This window comes from Methylocystis sp. NC52PC, assembly GCF_055698645.1.
Genome location: NZ_CP170127.1, coordinates 2,454,902 through 2,469,269 on the forward strand (window position 1 = coordinate 2,454,902; position 14,368 = coordinate 2,469,269).

15 protein-coding genes are annotated in these 14,368 nt (G+C 67.3%); 9 read left to right on the top strand and 6 right to left on the bottom strand.

Annotation, left to right across the window (positions count from 1 at the left end):
* The first annotated feature begins 2 nt into the window (after positions 1-2).
* From ftsA to ACETII_RS13865, 4 genes are all read left to right on the top strand, one after another.
* Entirely contained in the window at positions 3-1,316 is a 1,314-nt protein-coding gene (gene ftsA / locus ACETII_RS13850) for a cell division protein FtsA (protein WP_472785891.1), read from the top strand.
* A 156-nt stretch (positions 1,317-1,472) separates the two neighbouring features.
* Entirely contained in the window at positions 1,473-3,179 is a 1,707-nt protein-coding gene (gene ftsZ / locus ACETII_RS13855; RefSeq protein ID WP_472785892.1) for a cell division protein FtsZ, read from the top strand.
* Between the two features lie 191 nt (positions 3,180-3,370).
* Positions 3,371-4,285 carry a UDP-3-O-acyl-N-acetylglucosamine deacetylase gene (gene lpxC / locus ACETII_RS13860; RefSeq protein WP_472785893.1) on the top strand — a complete coding sequence of 305 codons (915 nt, stop codon included), beginning with the start codon at positions 3,371-3,373 and terminating at the stop codon, positions 4,283-4,285.
* Positions 4,286-4,453: 168 nt separating this feature from the next.
* Positions 4,454-5,341 (top strand): outer membrane protein assembly factor BamD, encoded by an 888-nt coding sequence (locus tag ACETII_RS13865; RefSeq protein WP_363346742.1) that lies wholly within the window; start codon positions 4,454-4,456, stop codon positions 5,339-5,341.
* On the opposite strand, the gene ACETII_RS13870 is transcribed toward ACETII_RS13865, so the two are convergent.
* Positions 5,338-6,225 carry an alpha/beta hydrolase gene (locus ACETII_RS13870; RefSeq protein WP_472785894.1) on the bottom strand — a complete coding sequence of 296 codons (888 nt, stop codon included), beginning with the start codon at positions 6,223-6,225 and terminating at the stop codon, positions 5,338-5,340. The genes ACETII_RS13865 and ACETII_RS13870 overlap by 4 nt on opposite strands.
* 97 nt (positions 6,226-6,322) lie before the next feature.
* Here ACETII_RS13870 and recN point away from each other — a divergent pair, with 97 nt between their 5' ends.
* Positions 6,323-8,008 carry a DNA repair protein RecN gene (gene recN, locus ACETII_RS13875; protein WP_472785895.1) on the top strand — a complete coding sequence of 562 codons (1,686 nt, stop codon included), beginning with the start codon at positions 6,323-6,325 and terminating at the stop codon, positions 8,006-8,008.
* A 12-nt stretch (positions 8,009-8,020) separates the two neighbouring features.
* Here the strand turns inward: recN and nth are convergent, their stop codons facing one another.
* On the bottom strand, positions 8,021-8,719 hold the full coding sequence (nth, locus tag ACETII_RS13880) for an endonuclease III (RefSeq protein WP_472785896.1): 699 nt from the start codon (positions 8,717-8,719) through the stop codon (positions 8,021-8,023).
* A gap of 49 nt (positions 8,720-8,768) precedes the next feature.
* Between nth and ACETII_RS13885 the strand changes: the two genes are divergently transcribed.
* Positions 8,769-9,260: a DUF2244 domain-containing protein gene (locus tag ACETII_RS13885; protein ID WP_363346750.1), complete on the top strand. Its 492-nt coding sequence runs from the start codon at positions 8,769-8,771 to the stop codon at positions 9,258-9,260.
* Here the strand turns inward: ACETII_RS13885 and ACETII_RS13890 are convergent.
* Positions 9,253-9,906 (bottom strand): DedA family protein, encoded by a 654-nt coding sequence (locus ACETII_RS13890; protein WP_472785897.1) that lies wholly within the window; start codon positions 9,904-9,906, stop codon positions 9,253-9,255. The two genes, ACETII_RS13885 and ACETII_RS13890, sit on opposite strands and share 8 nt — an antisense overlap.
* 108 nt (positions 9,907-10,014) lie before the next feature.
* Complete coding sequence (locus tag ACETII_RS13895; protein WP_472785898.1) at positions 10,015-10,371, bottom strand: hypothetical protein; 357 nt, start codon at positions 10,369-10,371, stop codon at positions 10,015-10,017.
* A 155-nt stretch (positions 10,372-10,526) separates the two neighbouring features.
* On the opposite strand from ACETII_RS13895, the gene ACETII_RS13900 reads away from it, so the two are divergent.
* Positions 10,527-10,652, top strand: a complete 126-nt coding sequence (locus ACETII_RS13900) for a hypothetical protein (RefSeq protein WP_472785899.1) — start codon at positions 10,527-10,529, stop codon at positions 10,650-10,652.
* Between the two features lie 114 nt (positions 10,653-10,766).
* Here the strand turns inward: ACETII_RS13900 and ACETII_RS13905 are convergent, their stop codons facing one another.
* The gene (locus ACETII_RS13905) at positions 10,767-11,207 is read right to left on the bottom strand and encodes a VOC family protein (RefSeq protein WP_472785900.1); all 441 of its coding nucleotides are present in this window, start codon (positions 11,205-11,207) and stop codon (positions 10,767-10,769) included.
* Positions 11,208-11,315: 108 nt separating this feature from the next.
* Here ACETII_RS13905 and ACETII_RS13910 point away from each other — a divergent pair, with 108 nt between their 5' ends.
* Both ACETII_RS13910 and ACETII_RS13915 read left to right on the top strand, forming a co-directional pair.
* Complete coding sequence (locus ACETII_RS13910) at positions 11,316-12,716, top strand: cation diffusion facilitator family transporter (RefSeq protein ID WP_472785901.1); 1,401 nt, start codon at positions 11,316-11,318, stop codon at positions 12,714-12,716.
* Positions 12,717-12,772: 56 nt separating this feature from the next.
* The gene (locus ACETII_RS13915) at positions 12,773-13,033 is read left to right on the top strand and encodes an exodeoxyribonuclease VII small subunit (protein WP_363346760.1); all 261 of its coding nucleotides are present in this window, start codon (positions 12,773-12,775) and stop codon (positions 13,031-13,033) included.
* On the opposite strand, the gene ACETII_RS13920 is transcribed toward ACETII_RS13915, so the two are convergent.
* Positions 13,034-14,350 (bottom strand): DUF3422 family protein, encoded by a 1,317-nt coding sequence (locus ACETII_RS13920; RefSeq protein WP_472785902.1) that lies wholly within the window; start codon positions 14,348-14,350, stop codon positions 13,034-13,036. It abuts the gene before it with no gap.
* Between the last annotated feature and the right edge of the window lie 18 nt (positions 14,351-14,368).

The following is a 14,368-nucleotide window of genomic DNA, read 5'->3' on the forward strand; positions in this document are numbered from 1 at the left end:
TTATGAAGCCTCAGCTCGTTCCGCCACGTCTGAAGCCTCTCGGGCCGCGCCGCTCCGCGACCCTCGCGGCGCTCGACGTCGGCACGTCGAAGATCGCCTGCCTGATCGCCCGCGTCACGCCGGCGAGCCAGGCGGCGCCCGGCGACTGGCGCACGCATCGCATCCGCGTGTTGGGGATCGGCCATCAGCGCTCGCTCGGGGTCAAGAACGGCCTCGTCGTCGACATGGACGAGGCGGAGCGCGCCATTCGCCAGACGGTCGACGCCGCCGAGCGCATGGCTGGCGTTCAAATTGACCAGGTCATCATCACCGCCTCCGGCGGGCGGCTGGCGTCCGAACATTTCACCGCCAAGCGCGCCATTGGCGGCCGCGAAGTGGCGGCGGCCGACATTCATCGCGTGCTCGAGGCGTCCGCCGCGCATCATCTGCATCGGGGCCGGATCGCCGTGCATTCGCTGCCGACCGGCTTTTCGCTCGACGGCGTCGGCGGCATTCGCGAGCCGAAGGATATGATCGGCGAGGAGCTCGGCGTCGATCTGCATGTCGCGACCTGCGATCAGGCGGCGGCGCGCAATCTTCTCCTCGCGGTGGAGCGCGGCCATCTCGGCGTCGCGGGCGTGGCTGCGGCGCCTTATGTCGCCGGCCTTTCGGCGCTCGAGCCCGATGAAGCGGAGATGGGCGTCATCGTCGTCGACATGGGCGCCGGCACGACCTCGCTCGCCGTCTTCTCCCATGGCGAGATGACGCATCTCGACGCCGTGACTCTCGGCGGCAATCACGTCACCATGGACATCGCCCGCGGCCTCGACGCGCGGCTCGCCGACGCGGAGCGCCTTAAGACGTTCCATGGCTCCGCCATCTCCTCGACGTCGGACGAGCGCGAAACGGTTTCCTTCGTGCACGTCGGCGAGCACGGCCACCACAAGGCGCATGCGCCAAAATCCCACCTCGTGCGAATCATCCGCCCGCGCGTTGAAGAGACTTTTGAATTCCTGCGCGATCGCCTGGCGCGGGCCGGCTTTCAATCCAGTCCGAGCCGCCGCATCGTTTTAACCGGCGGCGCCAGCCAGCTCACCGGCGCGGCGGAATCCGCACGCCGCATTCTCGGCGGCCAAGTCCGCGTCGGACGCCCGATCGGCGTCGAAGGTCTTCCCGATCCCGCGCGCTCGCCGGCCTTTGCGGCGGCGGCGGGATTGCTCGTCTATCCGCAAGTCGCGGCGCGCGAATATTTCGAGCCCCACCGTGGCGAGCGGACGGCGACGGGAACGGACGGCTACATGAGGCGAGTGGGTAGATGGTTAAAGGAAAGCTTCTAGAATCGCGCTCCAGTGATTCTTTCAACTGAGGCGATCCGGCCTGAAACGCCGGGCCTCGCGCGCAAATAACCGAGGACGAAGCGTTCGGCGACGGGGCGTCCAAGGATGGGAACAACCGACGCCGACGAGCAGTGTACATTCCGAGAGGCCTGGCAAATGACGATTAATCTCAAAGCGCCCGAATTGAGGGAATTGAAGCCCCGCATCATGGTGTGCGGCGTCGGCGGCGGCGGTTGCAACGCCGTCAACAACATGATCTCGTCGGGCCTCTCCGGCGTGGATTTCCTCGTCGCGAACACCGACGCGCAGGCGCTGGCCTCGTCGCCGGCCGAGCGCGTCATTCAGATGGGCCTGCAGGTGACCGAAGGTCTCGGCGCCGGGGCCCAGCCGGAGGTCGGCCGCGCCGCCGCCGAAGAGGCGCGCGAGGAGCTCCGCGAGCAGCTTCAGGGCGCGCATATGTGCTTCGTCACCGCCGGCATGGGCGGCGGCACCGGCACTGGCGCGGCGCCCGTCATCGCCCAGATCGCGCGCGAGATGGGCATCCTCACGGTCGGCGTCGTGACCAAGCCGTTCCACTTCGAAGGGCAGCGCCGCCTGCGCATCGCAGAGGCGGGCATCACCGAACTGCAGAAATGCGTCGACACGCTGATCGTCATCCCGAACCAGAATCTGTTCCGCATCGCCACTGAGAAGACGACCTTTGCGGACGCCTTCGCCATGGCCGACCAGGTGCTCTATTCGGGCGTCGCCTCCGTCACCGACCTCATGGTGAAGGAGGGGCTCATCAATCTCGACTTCGCCGACGTGCGCTCAATCATGCGCGGCATGGGCAAGGCGATGATGGGCACGGGCGAAGCGACGGGCGAGCGCCGCGCCAATCTCGCGGCCGAGGCGGCGATCGCCAATCCGCTTCTCGACGAAGTGTCGATGAAGGGCGCGCGCGGCCTGCTGATCTCCATCACCGGCGGCCATGACCTCACGCTCTATGAAGTCGACGAGGCGGCGAGCCGCATCCGTCAGGAAGTGGACGAGGACGCCAACATCATCCTGGGCGCGACCTTCGATTCCGCGCTCGAGGGAGTCGTGCGCGTCTCGGTCGTGGCGACCGGCATCGACCTCGCGGCGATCACCGCCGACGATCCGACCAGCGCGGCGCGCATGGCGGAGGCGGCGGAGCGCATGCGCGCCCAGTTGCAGCAGCAGGCGCGGCCGCAGCCGTCGGCGATCCCTGTCGTCGAAACCTCGGCGCAGGTCTACGCCATGCACGAACGCGCGTCCGCTCCGGCCTATCAGGCGGAACTCCGCGAGCAGGCGCCGACCTCCTATTACGCCGAGCAGCCCGCGGCCGCTCCCGCTCAGATGACGACGAATGGCGTCTATCTGGAGCCGGTGGGCGCGCGCTCGACCTATAGCGAGCCGCGCATGCCGGAGCCCGCGCCGCGCATGATGGCCGAGTCGGCGACCGGCTATGTGCCGCCGCCGCCGGAAATGCCGCGCACGCCGCGCATGCCGTCGATCGAGGATTTCCCGCAGCCGGTCCAGGATCAGATGCGCCAGCACCGCGGCGAAGCGAGCCATGATCCGCGTCGCAAGTCGATCTTCGAGCGTCTGGCCTCGTTCGGAGCGAGCCGCCAGGAGGACTCGATGCAGCCCGGCGCCGCGCCGCAGCCGCAGCCGCAAGCGCCGCGCGCCCCGGCGCCGCAGCCCTCGACCGTTTCGGAATATGGCAAGCGCCCCGCCGCCGCGCCTCAGCCGTCGCACGCCGCGCTCGATCCGCACGGCCGCCGCGCGCCGGCGCAGCGTCCGGTGGAGGACGACCATCTCGAAATCCCGGCCTTCCTGCGCCGGCAGTCGAGCCACTAACGCGCCGGGCTCCGGTGCCTCGACAAAGGCCCGCCTTTGCGCGGGCCTTTGTTTTTGGCCCCGTTGGGCCGGTTGTCACAAACTGTAAAAAAGCGTTACTGGAGCCCGGCGGTCGGATTGGGCTAATCTCGACCGTAGACAAGCGGACCGTCGGCCCGGCCTCACGCGGGAGGATTTCTCTCATTCGCCCGATGTCTCGACCCTCAGCGGTTCCATGCCGCCCCGCATATGCGGCGCAGACCACGCTCGCTCGCCCGGCGACGCTTGCTGGCCGGGGCGTTCATAGCGATCGCCCGTCGCGTGTGACGCTTCTCCCCGCGGCCGCCGGTTCCGGGATCGTGTTTGGCGTCGACGGCGTCGAGCTGCGCGCCGACTGGCGCGGGGTCGACGCGACCCAAATGCGCATGCGCCTGTCGTCCGGCGAGGCGAGCGTCTCGACCGTCGAACATCTTCTGGCCGCGCTTGCGGGTCTTGGCGTCGACAACGCCTTCGTCCTCGTCGAGGCCGACGAAATCCCCGCGATGGACGGATCGGCGCAGGCCTTCGCCGAGTCGATCGACGAGGCGGGCGTCGTCGCGCTTGCCGCCCCGCGGACCTCGCTGCGCGTCGTCGAGCCCGTAAGGGTCTCGCAGGGCGCCGGCTGGGCGGAGCTGGCTCCGGCCGCGCACGGCCTCACTCTCGATGTGGAAATCGCCTTCGAGAGACCGATCGGCCGGCAACGCCGCAGGTTGGCGCTGACGCCCGAGACATTTCGTGTGGAATTGGCGCGCGCCCGCAGCTTCGGCTTCCTGCGCGACGCGGAGCGTCTCTGGCGCGCGGGGCTCGCCCTCGGCGCCACTTTGGAAAATACCGTGGTGCTCGACGGCGAGATCGTCCTGAACCCCCAAGGCCTGCGCTACGCCGACGAATGCCTGCGCCATAAGATGCTCGACGTGGTGGGGGACCTTGCCCTTGCCGGCGCGCCGATCGTCGGCGCTTTCCGCTCCTTCAGGGGTGGGCACGGGCTCAATCTGGCGCTGCTCGAGGCGGCGATGCAGGCCGGGGCGCTCGTGCGGGAGGCGGCGACGGCGACGGGCGAGCCCCCCATGCTTCGGCCCTCGCCATAATCTCGCCAGAAGAAAAGCCTTCCCTTAACCATCATTGTCCGTCGCCGCGCGCCGCCAGCGCCGCGACGACGCGGGCCGTCCCGGCGCCGCGAGTGGCGGGGCTTGGCGGATTAGGCTAGAACGCGCCCGGCAGCGTTAAGCTGCTCCCGGCCGCAAGGGGCTCTCGATATGTCGTTTTTTGTTTCCGTCCGTTCGTCCGCTTGGCTCGCCGCGGCCGCCGCGCTCGCGTTCTCCGCCGCGCCTGCCCGCGCCGACATCATGGACTCGCTCACCAGCGGCTTCGGCCTCTTCGGCGGCGGCGAAAAATACAAGATGGAGGTCACGCCCGACATCCCGGCGGACACCCTCTACAATCAGGGCCTGGCCAAGCTGAAGTCGAAGGATTACGAGGCCGCGGCGAAGAAGTTTTCGGAGCTCGAGAAGAGCTATCCCTCGTCGGAATGGGCGCGCAAGGGCCTGCTCATGACTCTCCACGCGCAGTTCGAAAAGCCCGCTTACGACGATGCGGTGCAGTCGGCGCAGCGCTACATCGGCCTTTATCCGAACTCGGCGGACACGCCCTACGTCTATTACATCGCCGGCATGTCCTATTATAATCAGGTGCCGGACGTGATGCGCGATCAGTCTTCGGCGGAGAAGGCGCTGCAGATTTTCAACGAGCTCATTACGAAATATCCAAAGTCGGAATATGTCGCCGACGCGCGTTACAAGATGGGCGTCGCCCGCGACCAGCTCGCCGCCAAGGAAATGCAGGTCGGCCGGTTCTATTTGAACCGCAAGAACTACCCCGCCGCCATCAACCGATTCCACGACGTGCTCGGCAAATATCAGACGACCCGCCACACGGAAGAGGCGCTTTATCGCCTTACCGAAGCCTATCTCGCCATGGGCGTCACCAATGAGGCGCAGACGGCCGCCGCCATTCTGGGGCACAATTACCCGGATTCGCAGTGGTACAAGGACGCCGTCGCGCTGTTGAAGACCGACGGTCTGGCCCCCCACGAATATACCGACAGCTGGCTCTCCAAGATCGGCAAGACGCTGCACGCCATCTAAGCCATATGCGTCCGCATGAAGCGGCCGGCCTGCGCCAGCGCGCGCCGGCCGTCGGCAAGCCCCGCGTTCCAGAGCTGCCACGCGTGGATCATATGCGGCCAGATTTCGAGCGTCGCCGCCACATCGGCTGCGCCCGCCGCCGCCGCGAAACGCGTTGAGTCGGAGAGAAGGGTCTCGTCCGATCCCACCTGGATGAGCACGGGCGGCAGACCCTTGAGGTCTGCGTAGAGCGGCGAGAGCCGCGGGTCTCTCCGATCCACGCCCGCGGGAACGTAGGCGCTCGCAAGCTCCTCGAGATAGGGCTTGTGGATCAACGGATCGACGGCGTCTTTGGTCGCGAGCGTCTCGCCCGACATGGTCAAATCCGTCCAGGGCGACGAGAGCCACAGGCAGGCGGGCGTCGCTTCGCCCAGATCGCGCAGCCGCATCGAGAGCGCCAGAGAAAGCCCGCCGCCCGCGCTGTCGCCGCCGACCACGATTTTCGTCGCCGGAATCCCCTGCGCCTGCAGGAAGCGCCAGGCTGCGAAGGCGTCGTCATAGGCGGCGGGGAAGGGGTGCTCCGGCGCCAGCCGATAGGCGACCGCAAGCGTCCGCACGCCGGCGGCGCGGCCCGCCTCGGTGACCATGCGCCGGTGGCTCACGATCGAGCCCGAGCAATAGCCGCCGCCGTGAAAGAACAGCAGAACGCGGGACGGGTCGGCGCCCGGCGCGCGCGACCACTCGGCCCCAAGCCCGCCGATGCTGACGGGCGTCAACGAAATATCCGGCGCGACCGGCCAGTGGGCGCCGACTTCCTCGATCCGCGCGCGCCGCTCCGCCCAGCCGAGAGGTCGGGGCTTGCTGGAGAGCAAGGCGCGAATTCCGTTGATTTCGTCATCGGCCATGCCAACCTCCTGGAAAACGGCGAATCGTCTTTCCGTCCACAGAATTATGAGCGCCGCGCCGCCCCCCGCGCGCGCCAAGCGACTAGAGTTAAGCGTCATGCTGGTCCGTCTGTCCATCCGCGACATCGTGCTGATCGACGCGCTCGATCTCGACTTCGGGCCGGGGCTGACGACGCTCACCGGCGAGACGGGCGCGGGCAAGTCGATCCTGCTCGACGCTTTCGTCCTGGCGCTCGGCGGGCGCGGCGACGCCTCGCTCGTGCGCGCCGGCTGCGAACAGGGGCAGGTGACGGCGGTCTTCGACCTGCCGGCCGATCATCCGGCGCATCTCGCCGCGCGCGAATTCGGCCTTGCCAGCGACGACGAGATGGTGCTGCGCCGGGTGCAGGCGGCCGACGGGCGCACCCGCGCCTTCGTCAACGATCAACCGGCGACGGCGCAGGCGCTGCGCGCCATTGGCCGCGAACTCGTCGAGATCCATTGCCAGCACGACGACCGCGCCCTGGTCGATCCGAGCGCCCATCGCGCGCTCGTCGACGCGCATGGCGGCCTTGCCGGGCAAGCGAACGACGTGCGCGCCAAATATGCCGCCTGGCAGGCGGCGCGCCGCGCCCTCGCCGAGGAGGAGGCGCGCATCGCCAAGGCGCGCGCCGACGCCGATTATCTGCGCCACGCCCACGACGAGCTGACCAAACTCGCGCCCGAGGCGGGCGAGGAGGAGGCGTTGGCGGAGCGCCGCTTGTTCATGCAACGCGCCGAGAAGGTTGCGACCGACATCCGCGACGCGCTGGCGGCTTTCGCCGACGAGCGCGCGCCCGCCGCCGAGATCGCCCATGCCGCGCGGCGGCTGGAGCGGCGCGTGACGCAGGCGTCCAATCTTCTGGAGCCGCCGGCGCGCGCCCTGTCGCAGGCGGTCGACGCGCTCGGCCTCGCCGAGCAGGCGCTGGAGCAGGCGCTTGCCGAAACGCGCTTCGACCCGGCGGAGCTGGAGCGCGTCGAGGAGCGGCTGTTCGCGCTGCGCGGCGCCGCGCGCAAATATCAGGTGGGCGTGCCGGAACTGCCGCGGCTCGCCCAGAAATTCGCTGACGACATCGCCGCGCTCGACGCTTCAGAGGCGCGGCGCGTTCAGCTCGGCAAGGCCCTCGATTCGGCCAAGGCCGCTTATGACGACGCCGCGCGCGCGCTTTCCGCCGCGCGCCACAAGGCGGCCAAGAAGCTCGACGCCTTGGTCGACGGCGAACTCAAGCCCTTGAAGCTCGAAGGCGCGCATTTTGCCACGCAGGTGACGAGCGATCCCGAAAGCGCGGGGCCGGAGGGGATCGACCGCGTCGAATTCTGGGTGCAGACCAATCCGGGCTCACGCCCGGGGCCGCTGACCAAGGTCGCCTCGGGTGGCGAACTCGCGCGCTTCATGCTGGCCCTGAAGGTCGTTCTCGCGGACCGCGGCTCGGCGCCCACCCTCGTCTTCGACGAAATCGACACGGGCGTCGGCGGCGCGGTCGCGGACGCCATCGGCCAGCGCCTTGCGCGGCTCGCCAGCCGCGCGCAAGTGCTGGCGGTGACGCATGCGCCGCAAGTCGCCGCGCGCGCCAGCCGGCACTTGCGCATCAGCAAGGGGGCGGCGACCAAAGGCAAGGAGAAGCGCGTCGCGACGCGCGTCGCCGTTCTCGCCGAGGGCGAGCGGCGCGAGGAGATCGCCCGGATGCTGTCGGGCGCGGCGATCACCGACGAAGCCCGTGCGGCGGCCATGCGGTTGCTGGAGCCCTCGTCCGACCTGCGCTGAGGCGAAAAGGCCTTACGCCGTCTTCTGCTTGAACTTGCACAGATCGAACAGAAGACACCGCGCGCATTCGGGCTTTCTCGCCTTGCACACGTAGCGGCCGTGCAGGATGAGCCAGTGGTGCGCGTGCAATAAATATTTCTCCGGCACAACCGCCTCGAGGCCGGCTTCGACCGCCTCCGGCGTCGCGCCCTTGGCGATCGGCAGGCGGTTCGAGACGCGGAAGATGTGCGTGTCGACGGCGATGGTCGGCTGATGGAAGGCGATGTTGAGCACGACATTCGCCGTCTTGCGGCCGACGCCGGGCAGGGCGGTCAACTCGTCCCGCGTCTGCGGCGTCTTTCCGCCGTGCCGCTCGATCAGCATGTGCGAGAGCGCCACGACATTCTTCGCCTTGTTTCGGAAAAGGCCGATGGACTTGATCGCCTCGCGCACCCGATCCTCGCCGAGCGCGACCATCTTCTCGGGCGTGTCGGCCAAGGCGAAGAGCGCCGGCGTCGCCTTGTTCACCCCGGCGTCGGTCGCCTGCGCCGAAAGCACGACGGCGACGAGGAGGGTGAAGGGGTTCGTATAATGCAGCTCGCCTTTGGGCTCGGGATTGGCCTCGGCCAGGCGGGCGAAGATCGCCTCGATCCGAGCCGCCTCCGCCGCCGGCAAAGCGCGCTTGCGCCCCCTTGCCGGGCTCTTTGAGCCTGCGCTGTTCCTTCCTGTCATCGCCGCGTTATATCTTTACGTCTGGAGGGGCGAAAGACGCCGTTCATCCATGCTGGACCCATTTGACGAACCGATCTTTCAAACGCGCCTGACGCCGCACCGCTCATTGACGCCCCGCGGCTTCTACCTGCTGATCGCGGTCTTTTGCGTCGCGCAAGGCGCCTTCGCCGTGCCCTTTCTGGTCATGGGGGCGTGGCCGGTCGCGGGCTTCATGGGCCTCGACGCGCTCGCGCTGTTCATCGCCTTCCGTGTGAATTTCCGCGACGCCCGCGCCTATGAGACGCTCGACGTCACGCCGCTCGAACTCGTCTTCGCGAAGGTCGGCGCCGGCGGGCGGCGCCGCGAGTGGCGATTCAACCCTTCCTGGGTGCGGCTCGAACAGAAAGTGCACGAGGAATTCGGCATGCAAAGCCTCGTGCTGGTCTTTCGCGGCGAAGCGGTCGAGGTGGGCAGTTTTCTCGGGCCCGACCAAAAGGCGGAACTTGCCGAAAACCTGTCGCGCGCGCTTGCCGCCGCGCGGCTCGGTCCGCGGTTCAGCTAGAACCGCTCCGGCGCTGGGTCATCACATTCTCCGCCTCGCGCATCAACCGCGCCTCGTTGAGCTTGTAGAAGCGCCATAGCGCGAACGCGCCCCCGACGGCCGCAACGACGCCCAACGTCGCCAGCGACCCGTGCACTTTCTCGAATCCGGCCGTCAGGTAATAGGCGCCGAAGCCGAAGACCATCGCCCAGACGACGCCGCCCGCGGCGTTGAAAAAGAAGAAGCGTCCGGCGGGAAGATGATTGGCGCCGGCGAGCAGGGCCGCGAGAATTCGCAAAAGCGCGACGAAGCGCCCGAAGAAGACGATGGCTCCGCCCCATTTATAGAAGAGATATTGTCCGAGCCGCAGCTTGTTCGCGCCGATCCCCACGCGCCAGCCATGTTTTTCGAGGAAGCGATAGCCGAACTCCCGGCCGATCCAATAGCCGATATTGTCGCCGACAATCGCCCCGCCGGCTGCGGCGAGCACGATCGTTTCAATTGAAAGCGCGCCCGTGAGCCGCGCGTAGATCGAGGCGCCGACGAGCATGGTTTCGCCGGGCAAGGGCAGGCCGGCGCTTTCCAGCGCCACGATGATGAAAATCGCCCAGTAGCCGTAAGTCGAAAGGATGTAGGCGATCTGCGCCTGATCGAGAAAATGGCCCATCTTCCACCGATGCGAAACGCCCCGCTACCGGCAGATATAGGCTCAAAAAGTAAGAAAGCGACACCGCCTGGGGCGATGTCGCTTTCGGTGCGTAAAGCCGAAGGGCTGCTACTGATATTGATGCACGGCCGCGCAGTTCAATCCGACCGGCACGGGCCGGGTGAGAATGAGATCGTCGTCGACAAACAGCGCGCCGTCCTCGAGCGCGGGTTCGAGCACCGCGCGCAGGCCCATCAGCAAAGGCTGGTCGACGCCATTAATCCTCTCACGCAGCGCGTCGCGGACTCCTTCATCCGCCCGGCGCGCGAAATTACGTACAACCGCGGCGACGAATCTCCCGACACTCATGCCCTTCTCTTGCGCGGCGGTGCGCACGCGCTCTGCGAAGCGGCCGCCAATGCACGAAAGTGCAGCCTGGGCGACCATTTCGTTGGAGCAGGAATGAATGAGATCCGCAACCAGCATGTTGTCCTCCGCTTGTTGTTTCAGCCTCTTTAACCCTCTTCTTTGGCGCGTCGTTGCGCGCTTCGATGAAAAGCTGGACGGCGCCGGCTTAACCGCCGATGAACCGCCCATCCAACCCCGGCCTGGACATCCAGCCCGGGCGCATCGACTGAGCCATGAGGCTCTTTGAGCTCACGGCCCGCAATGCGGTTCTGCTCTTACGCTCCGACTGTGACCGGGTGACGACGAGCAGCGACAAGTTGTATGGCGACGAGACGCCGCGGCCCTTGCAGCGCCTCTGATTGCTCAACGCGCCACTCGCGTCGAAGTTTCATAGGCGCGCGGAAAAATTGTCGCTGCGCATGCGAAGAGGCAAGCAGCCCATCAAGCTTGTGCGACGCAGCGCCGTCTGTGCGTCACCAGACGCCGACATTCGCCGCGGAGGCCCAGGGCTCCTTGGGGGGAAGCGGCTGGCCCTTTTGCAGCAATTCGATCGAAATCGCGTCGGGCGTGCGCACAAACGCCATATGGCCGTCGCGCGGCGGCCGGGAAATGATCACGCCCGCTTTTTGAAGCCGTTCGCAGACCTCGTAAATGTCGTCGACGGCGAAGGCCAGGTGGCCGAAATTGCGGCCGCCGCCATATTCATGTTCGTCCCAATTAAAGGTCAATTCGACGGTCGGCGCGCCGCTGCGCTTGGCCTCTTCGAAATCGGCGGGCGCCGCAAGATAAACGAGCGTATATCGGCCCTTTTCATTCTCGGTGCGGCGCACTTCCCGAAGGCCGAGAATGTCGCAAAAAAAATGCAGGGAGCGGTCGAGATCGCCCACGCGGATCATCGAATGCAGAAACTTCATCCTAAAACTCCTCATCGAGCGGCCTTTGTCGACGGTCGGCCGGTTTGCCGTCTCGCGGCGGTCTTGCTAGGCAGCGGCTGTGAACCCTTGCGCCTATAGAGGGCCAGCATGACCGAAGCCAGAGCGTTCCACGCCGCCGGGGCCAGCCGCAAGCTCGCCGCCGCCCGGGCCTCGATCGCCGCCAGCGCCGTTCTCGCCGCAGCCAAGCTCGCGGCGGGGCTCTGGTCGGGCTCGCTCGCGCTTCTATCCGAAGCTGGCCATGCGTTTGTCGACACGGGCGCGACCGCGCTGACCTATTACGCCGTGCGGGAAGCGGAGAAGCCCGCCGACGCCGAGCATCACTACGGTCACGGAAAATATGAGGCGCTTGCCGCGCTTGTCGAGACCGGCCTGCTCTTCGGCCTGGCGCTCATCGTCGTGGGCGAAGCGATCCGCCGGCTGGGCGAGGCCAATGTCGAGATTTTGGCCGGCTGGCCGGCCTATGGCGTGCTCGTCGTCTCGATCGTCGTCGATTTCGTCCGTTCCCGGCAGCTCAGCGCCATCGCCAAAGAAGAGCGCAGCGACGCGCTCGCCGCCGACGCCATTCATTTCGCCAGCGATCTCGTCTCCTCGGTCCTCGCGCTGATCGGCGTGGCCGCGGCTCAATACGGGTTTCCCCAGGGCGACGCGCTCGCCTCTTTCGGCGTCGCGGGCTTTATCGCCATCGCCGGCTATCGCCTCGGCCGGCGCACCATCGACACGCTGCTCGACGCCGCCCCGCGCGAGCTCAGCCCGCAGATCGAGCGCGCGATCCTCGACGCGCCGGGCGTGATGAGGCTCGAAACGCTGCGCCTGCGCAGCGCCGGCCCCGAGGTGATCGGCGAGGCGACGATCGGCGTCGCCCGCACATTGCGCGTGGAGCAGGCGGCGCGGATCAAGGCGGGCGTCTGCGACGCAATCCGCGCGGTCGCGCCGCATGCGCGCGTCACCGTCACAGCCGACGCGCTGGCCGTCGACGACGAGACGGTCGTCGAGCGCATCATGCTCGTCGCCGCGCGCCGCCATCTCATGGCCCATCATGTGATCGTCCAGCAGATCGGCGACCGGCTCTCCATCGGGCTCGACATCGAAGTGGAGGGCGCGATGCCGATCGGCCGCGCCCACGCCATCGCGACGGATTTCGAAAGCGCCATCCGCGACGAATTCGGGTCCGACGTCGAGATCGAGACCCACATCGAACCGCTGACCGCCCATGTGCTCATCGGGCGCGACCTGCGCGGCCTCCTTGCGGAGGACATCGCCGAGGCGCTCGACCGCTACGGCGGCGACGTCGGCTATATCGCCGACATCCACGACGTGCGGGTGCGGGAGACCTCCGGCGGCCTCGTGGTGAATTTTCACTGCGCCGTGGACGCTGCGGTTCCGGTCGAGGTCGTCCATGCCGCCGTCGACGAAGTCGAACGCCGCGTGAGGGAGGCGTTCCCGGAAATCCTGCGCATCGTCGGTCATGCAGAGCCGGCCGACCACTGACGCGGCGCGCGCTCTCTACAATAGCCAAGGGAGCCCGGCTGGGTTAGAAAACCGCCATGACCCAAGAAAACCCAGGCGCCGCCGAAGACCTCACCGCCCTGCCTTTCGAGAAGGCGATGCAGGAGCTGGAGCGCATCGTCGGCGAATTGGAGAAAGGCTCCGTCTCGCTCGACGACTCGGTGCGGCTCTATGCGCGCGGCAAGGCCCTGCAGGATCGCTGCGAGAAGCTCCTGGCCGAGGCGGAGGCGCGGGTCGAGAAGATCACTTTGGGCGAAAATGGCGCGCCAAAGGGCGTCGCGCCGCTCGACGTCGAATAGTCAGTCGACCTGCTCTTCTTTCGCCGCCCGGTTTGACAGGCGCCGCACGCGGGCCATGAAAGCCCATGAGGCGAGAATGGCGAAGGGCACGGCGATGGCCTCGACCATGTCGGCAGAAAGCGCGGCCGGTATGACGCCGGCCTCTTTCAGCCCCTTGGCGACGAAGGCGAAGAGACCCACGAGATAATAAGCCAGGCCCGCGACGGAAATGCCTTGAACCATGCGGTTCAGGCGCATCTGCAGGCGCGTGCGGCGAACCATGTCGTCGAGCAGCGCGCCGTTCTGGCGCTCCATGTCGAGCGTGATCCCGGTGCGCATGAGATTGGTCGTGCGCGCGACGTCGGTAGAAAAGCGCGACTGCCGCGCCTCCACGGCGTTGCAGGTTTCAACCGCCGGATCGAGGCGGGCGTTGAGAAAATTGGAGATGGTGGGATATTGCCCCTCCTTCGTCTCCTGCAACAGATCCAGCCGGTTCTTCACCAGCGCGTGGTAGGCGCGGCTCGCGCCGAAACGAAAGGCGGACCGCGTGAGGAGCGCCTCATTGGCCGCGAGAAGGTCGGAGAGGCGTTTCAAGAGGTCGTGATTACTCTGCGAATCCTGCGTGGCGCGCAGCGCATGGGTGATTTCGGAAAGCTCCTCCTCCATTCGGGCGAGGTCGGGCGATATGGCGCGGGCGAGCGGCAGGCCCAGAAGCGCCATGCTGCGATAGGTCTCGACTTCCAGGAGCCGCTGCGCGAGGCGGCCGGCCTCCAAGGGCGGCGCATGCAGCAGGCGGATCGCCATGCGGGTGAAGCCCTTGGCGTCCACCGCGAAATCGGCAAAGGCGTGCGCCGCCTCCTTGCCGAGGCCGATCACGCACAGGCTTTGCGAACTGAAGAGCGCCGCAAGCTCTTCGAGGGAAATCTCCCTGTCCACGACGCAAAGATGCGCCGCGACGATGAGCCGCCCCGGCGGGCGGAAGGAAATCTCGCCTGTCGCCACCGGATCCGGGTGGCTGAAGGGCGTTGCGGCGTCCACGTCTGTCGACCAGGTGTAAGTCGTGAATTCCGTGTGCTGCTCCCAGCGCAGGCGCCAGTCGCGGAAGCGGAAATAGTGGAACTTCGCGTCCGGCGCCGGCGCGTCGACGCTGCCCGCGGCCGCAACATGCGCGAGAGCCGCACGGTCGGCCGCCGCCTCCTCGTGATTGGTGGCGAAAGCGAAGTGATAGATGCGGCGGGGCACCTCGAGCGGCAGAAACGGCCGGGCGTGCAGCTCAGCGAGAATCTGCGCGCGCGATTCGTGCTCGACCCACTGCGTGACGGCTGCCGCTTCGTTCATTCGCGCCCCCTTTGGCCG

What these genes read in the sequence shown, in the direction of transcription:
- ftsA (WP_472785891.1), top strand. Translation starts at nt 3, where the DNA reads ATGAAGCCTCAGCTCGTTCCGCCACGTCTGAAGCCTCTCGGGCCGCGC.
- ftsZ (WP_472785892.1), top strand. Translation starts at nt 1,473, where the DNA reads ATGACGATTAATCTCAAAGCGCCCGAATTGAGGGAATTGAAGCCCCGC.
- lpxC (WP_472785893.1), top strand. Translation starts at nt 3,371, where the DNA reads ATGTCTCGACCCTCAGCGGTTCCATGCCGCCCCGCATATGCGGCGCAG.
- ACETII_RS13865 (WP_363346742.1), top strand. Translation starts at nt 4,454, where the DNA reads ATGTCGTTTTTTGTTTCCGTCCGTTCGTCCGCTTGGCTCGCCGCGGCC.
- ACETII_RS13870 (WP_472785894.1), bottom strand. Translation starts at nt 6,225, where the DNA reads ATGGCCGATGACGAAATCAACGGAATTCGCGCCTTGCTCTCCAGCAAG.
- recN (WP_472785895.1), top strand. Translation starts at nt 6,323, where the DNA reads ATGCTGGTCCGTCTGTCCATCCGCGACATCGTGCTGATCGACGCGCTC.
- nth (WP_472785896.1), bottom strand. Translation starts at nt 8,719, where the DNA reads ATGACAGGAAGGAACAGCGCAGGCTCAAAGAGCCCGGCAAGGGGGCGC.
- ACETII_RS13885 (WP_363346750.1), top strand. Translation starts at nt 8,769, where the DNA reads ATGCTGGACCCATTTGACGAACCGATCTTTCAAACGCGCCTGACGCCG.
- ACETII_RS13890 (WP_472785897.1), bottom strand. Translation starts at nt 9,906, where the DNA reads ATGGGCCATTTTCTCGATCAGGCGCAGATCGCCTACATCCTTTCGACT.
- ACETII_RS13895 (WP_472785898.1), bottom strand. Translation starts at nt 10,371, where the DNA reads ATGCTGGTTGCGGATCTCATTCATTCCTGCTCCAACGAAATGGTCGCC.
- ACETII_RS13900 (WP_472785899.1), top strand. Translation starts at nt 10,527, where the DNA reads ATGAGGCTCTTTGAGCTCACGGCCCGCAATGCGGTTCTGCTCTTACGC.
- ACETII_RS13905 (WP_472785900.1), bottom strand. Translation starts at nt 11,207, where the DNA reads ATGAAGTTTCTGCATTCGATGATCCGCGTGGGCGATCTCGACCGCTCC.
- ACETII_RS13910 (WP_472785901.1), top strand. Translation starts at nt 11,316, where the DNA reads ATGACCGAAGCCAGAGCGTTCCACGCCGCCGGGGCCAGCCGCAAGCTC.
- ACETII_RS13915 (WP_363346760.1), top strand. Translation starts at nt 12,773, where the DNA reads ATGACCCAAGAAAACCCAGGCGCCGCCGAAGACCTCACCGCCCTGCCT.
- ACETII_RS13920 (WP_472785902.1), bottom strand. Translation starts at nt 14,350, where the DNA reads ATGAACGAAGCGGCAGCCGTCACGCAGTGGGTCGAGCACGAATCGCGC.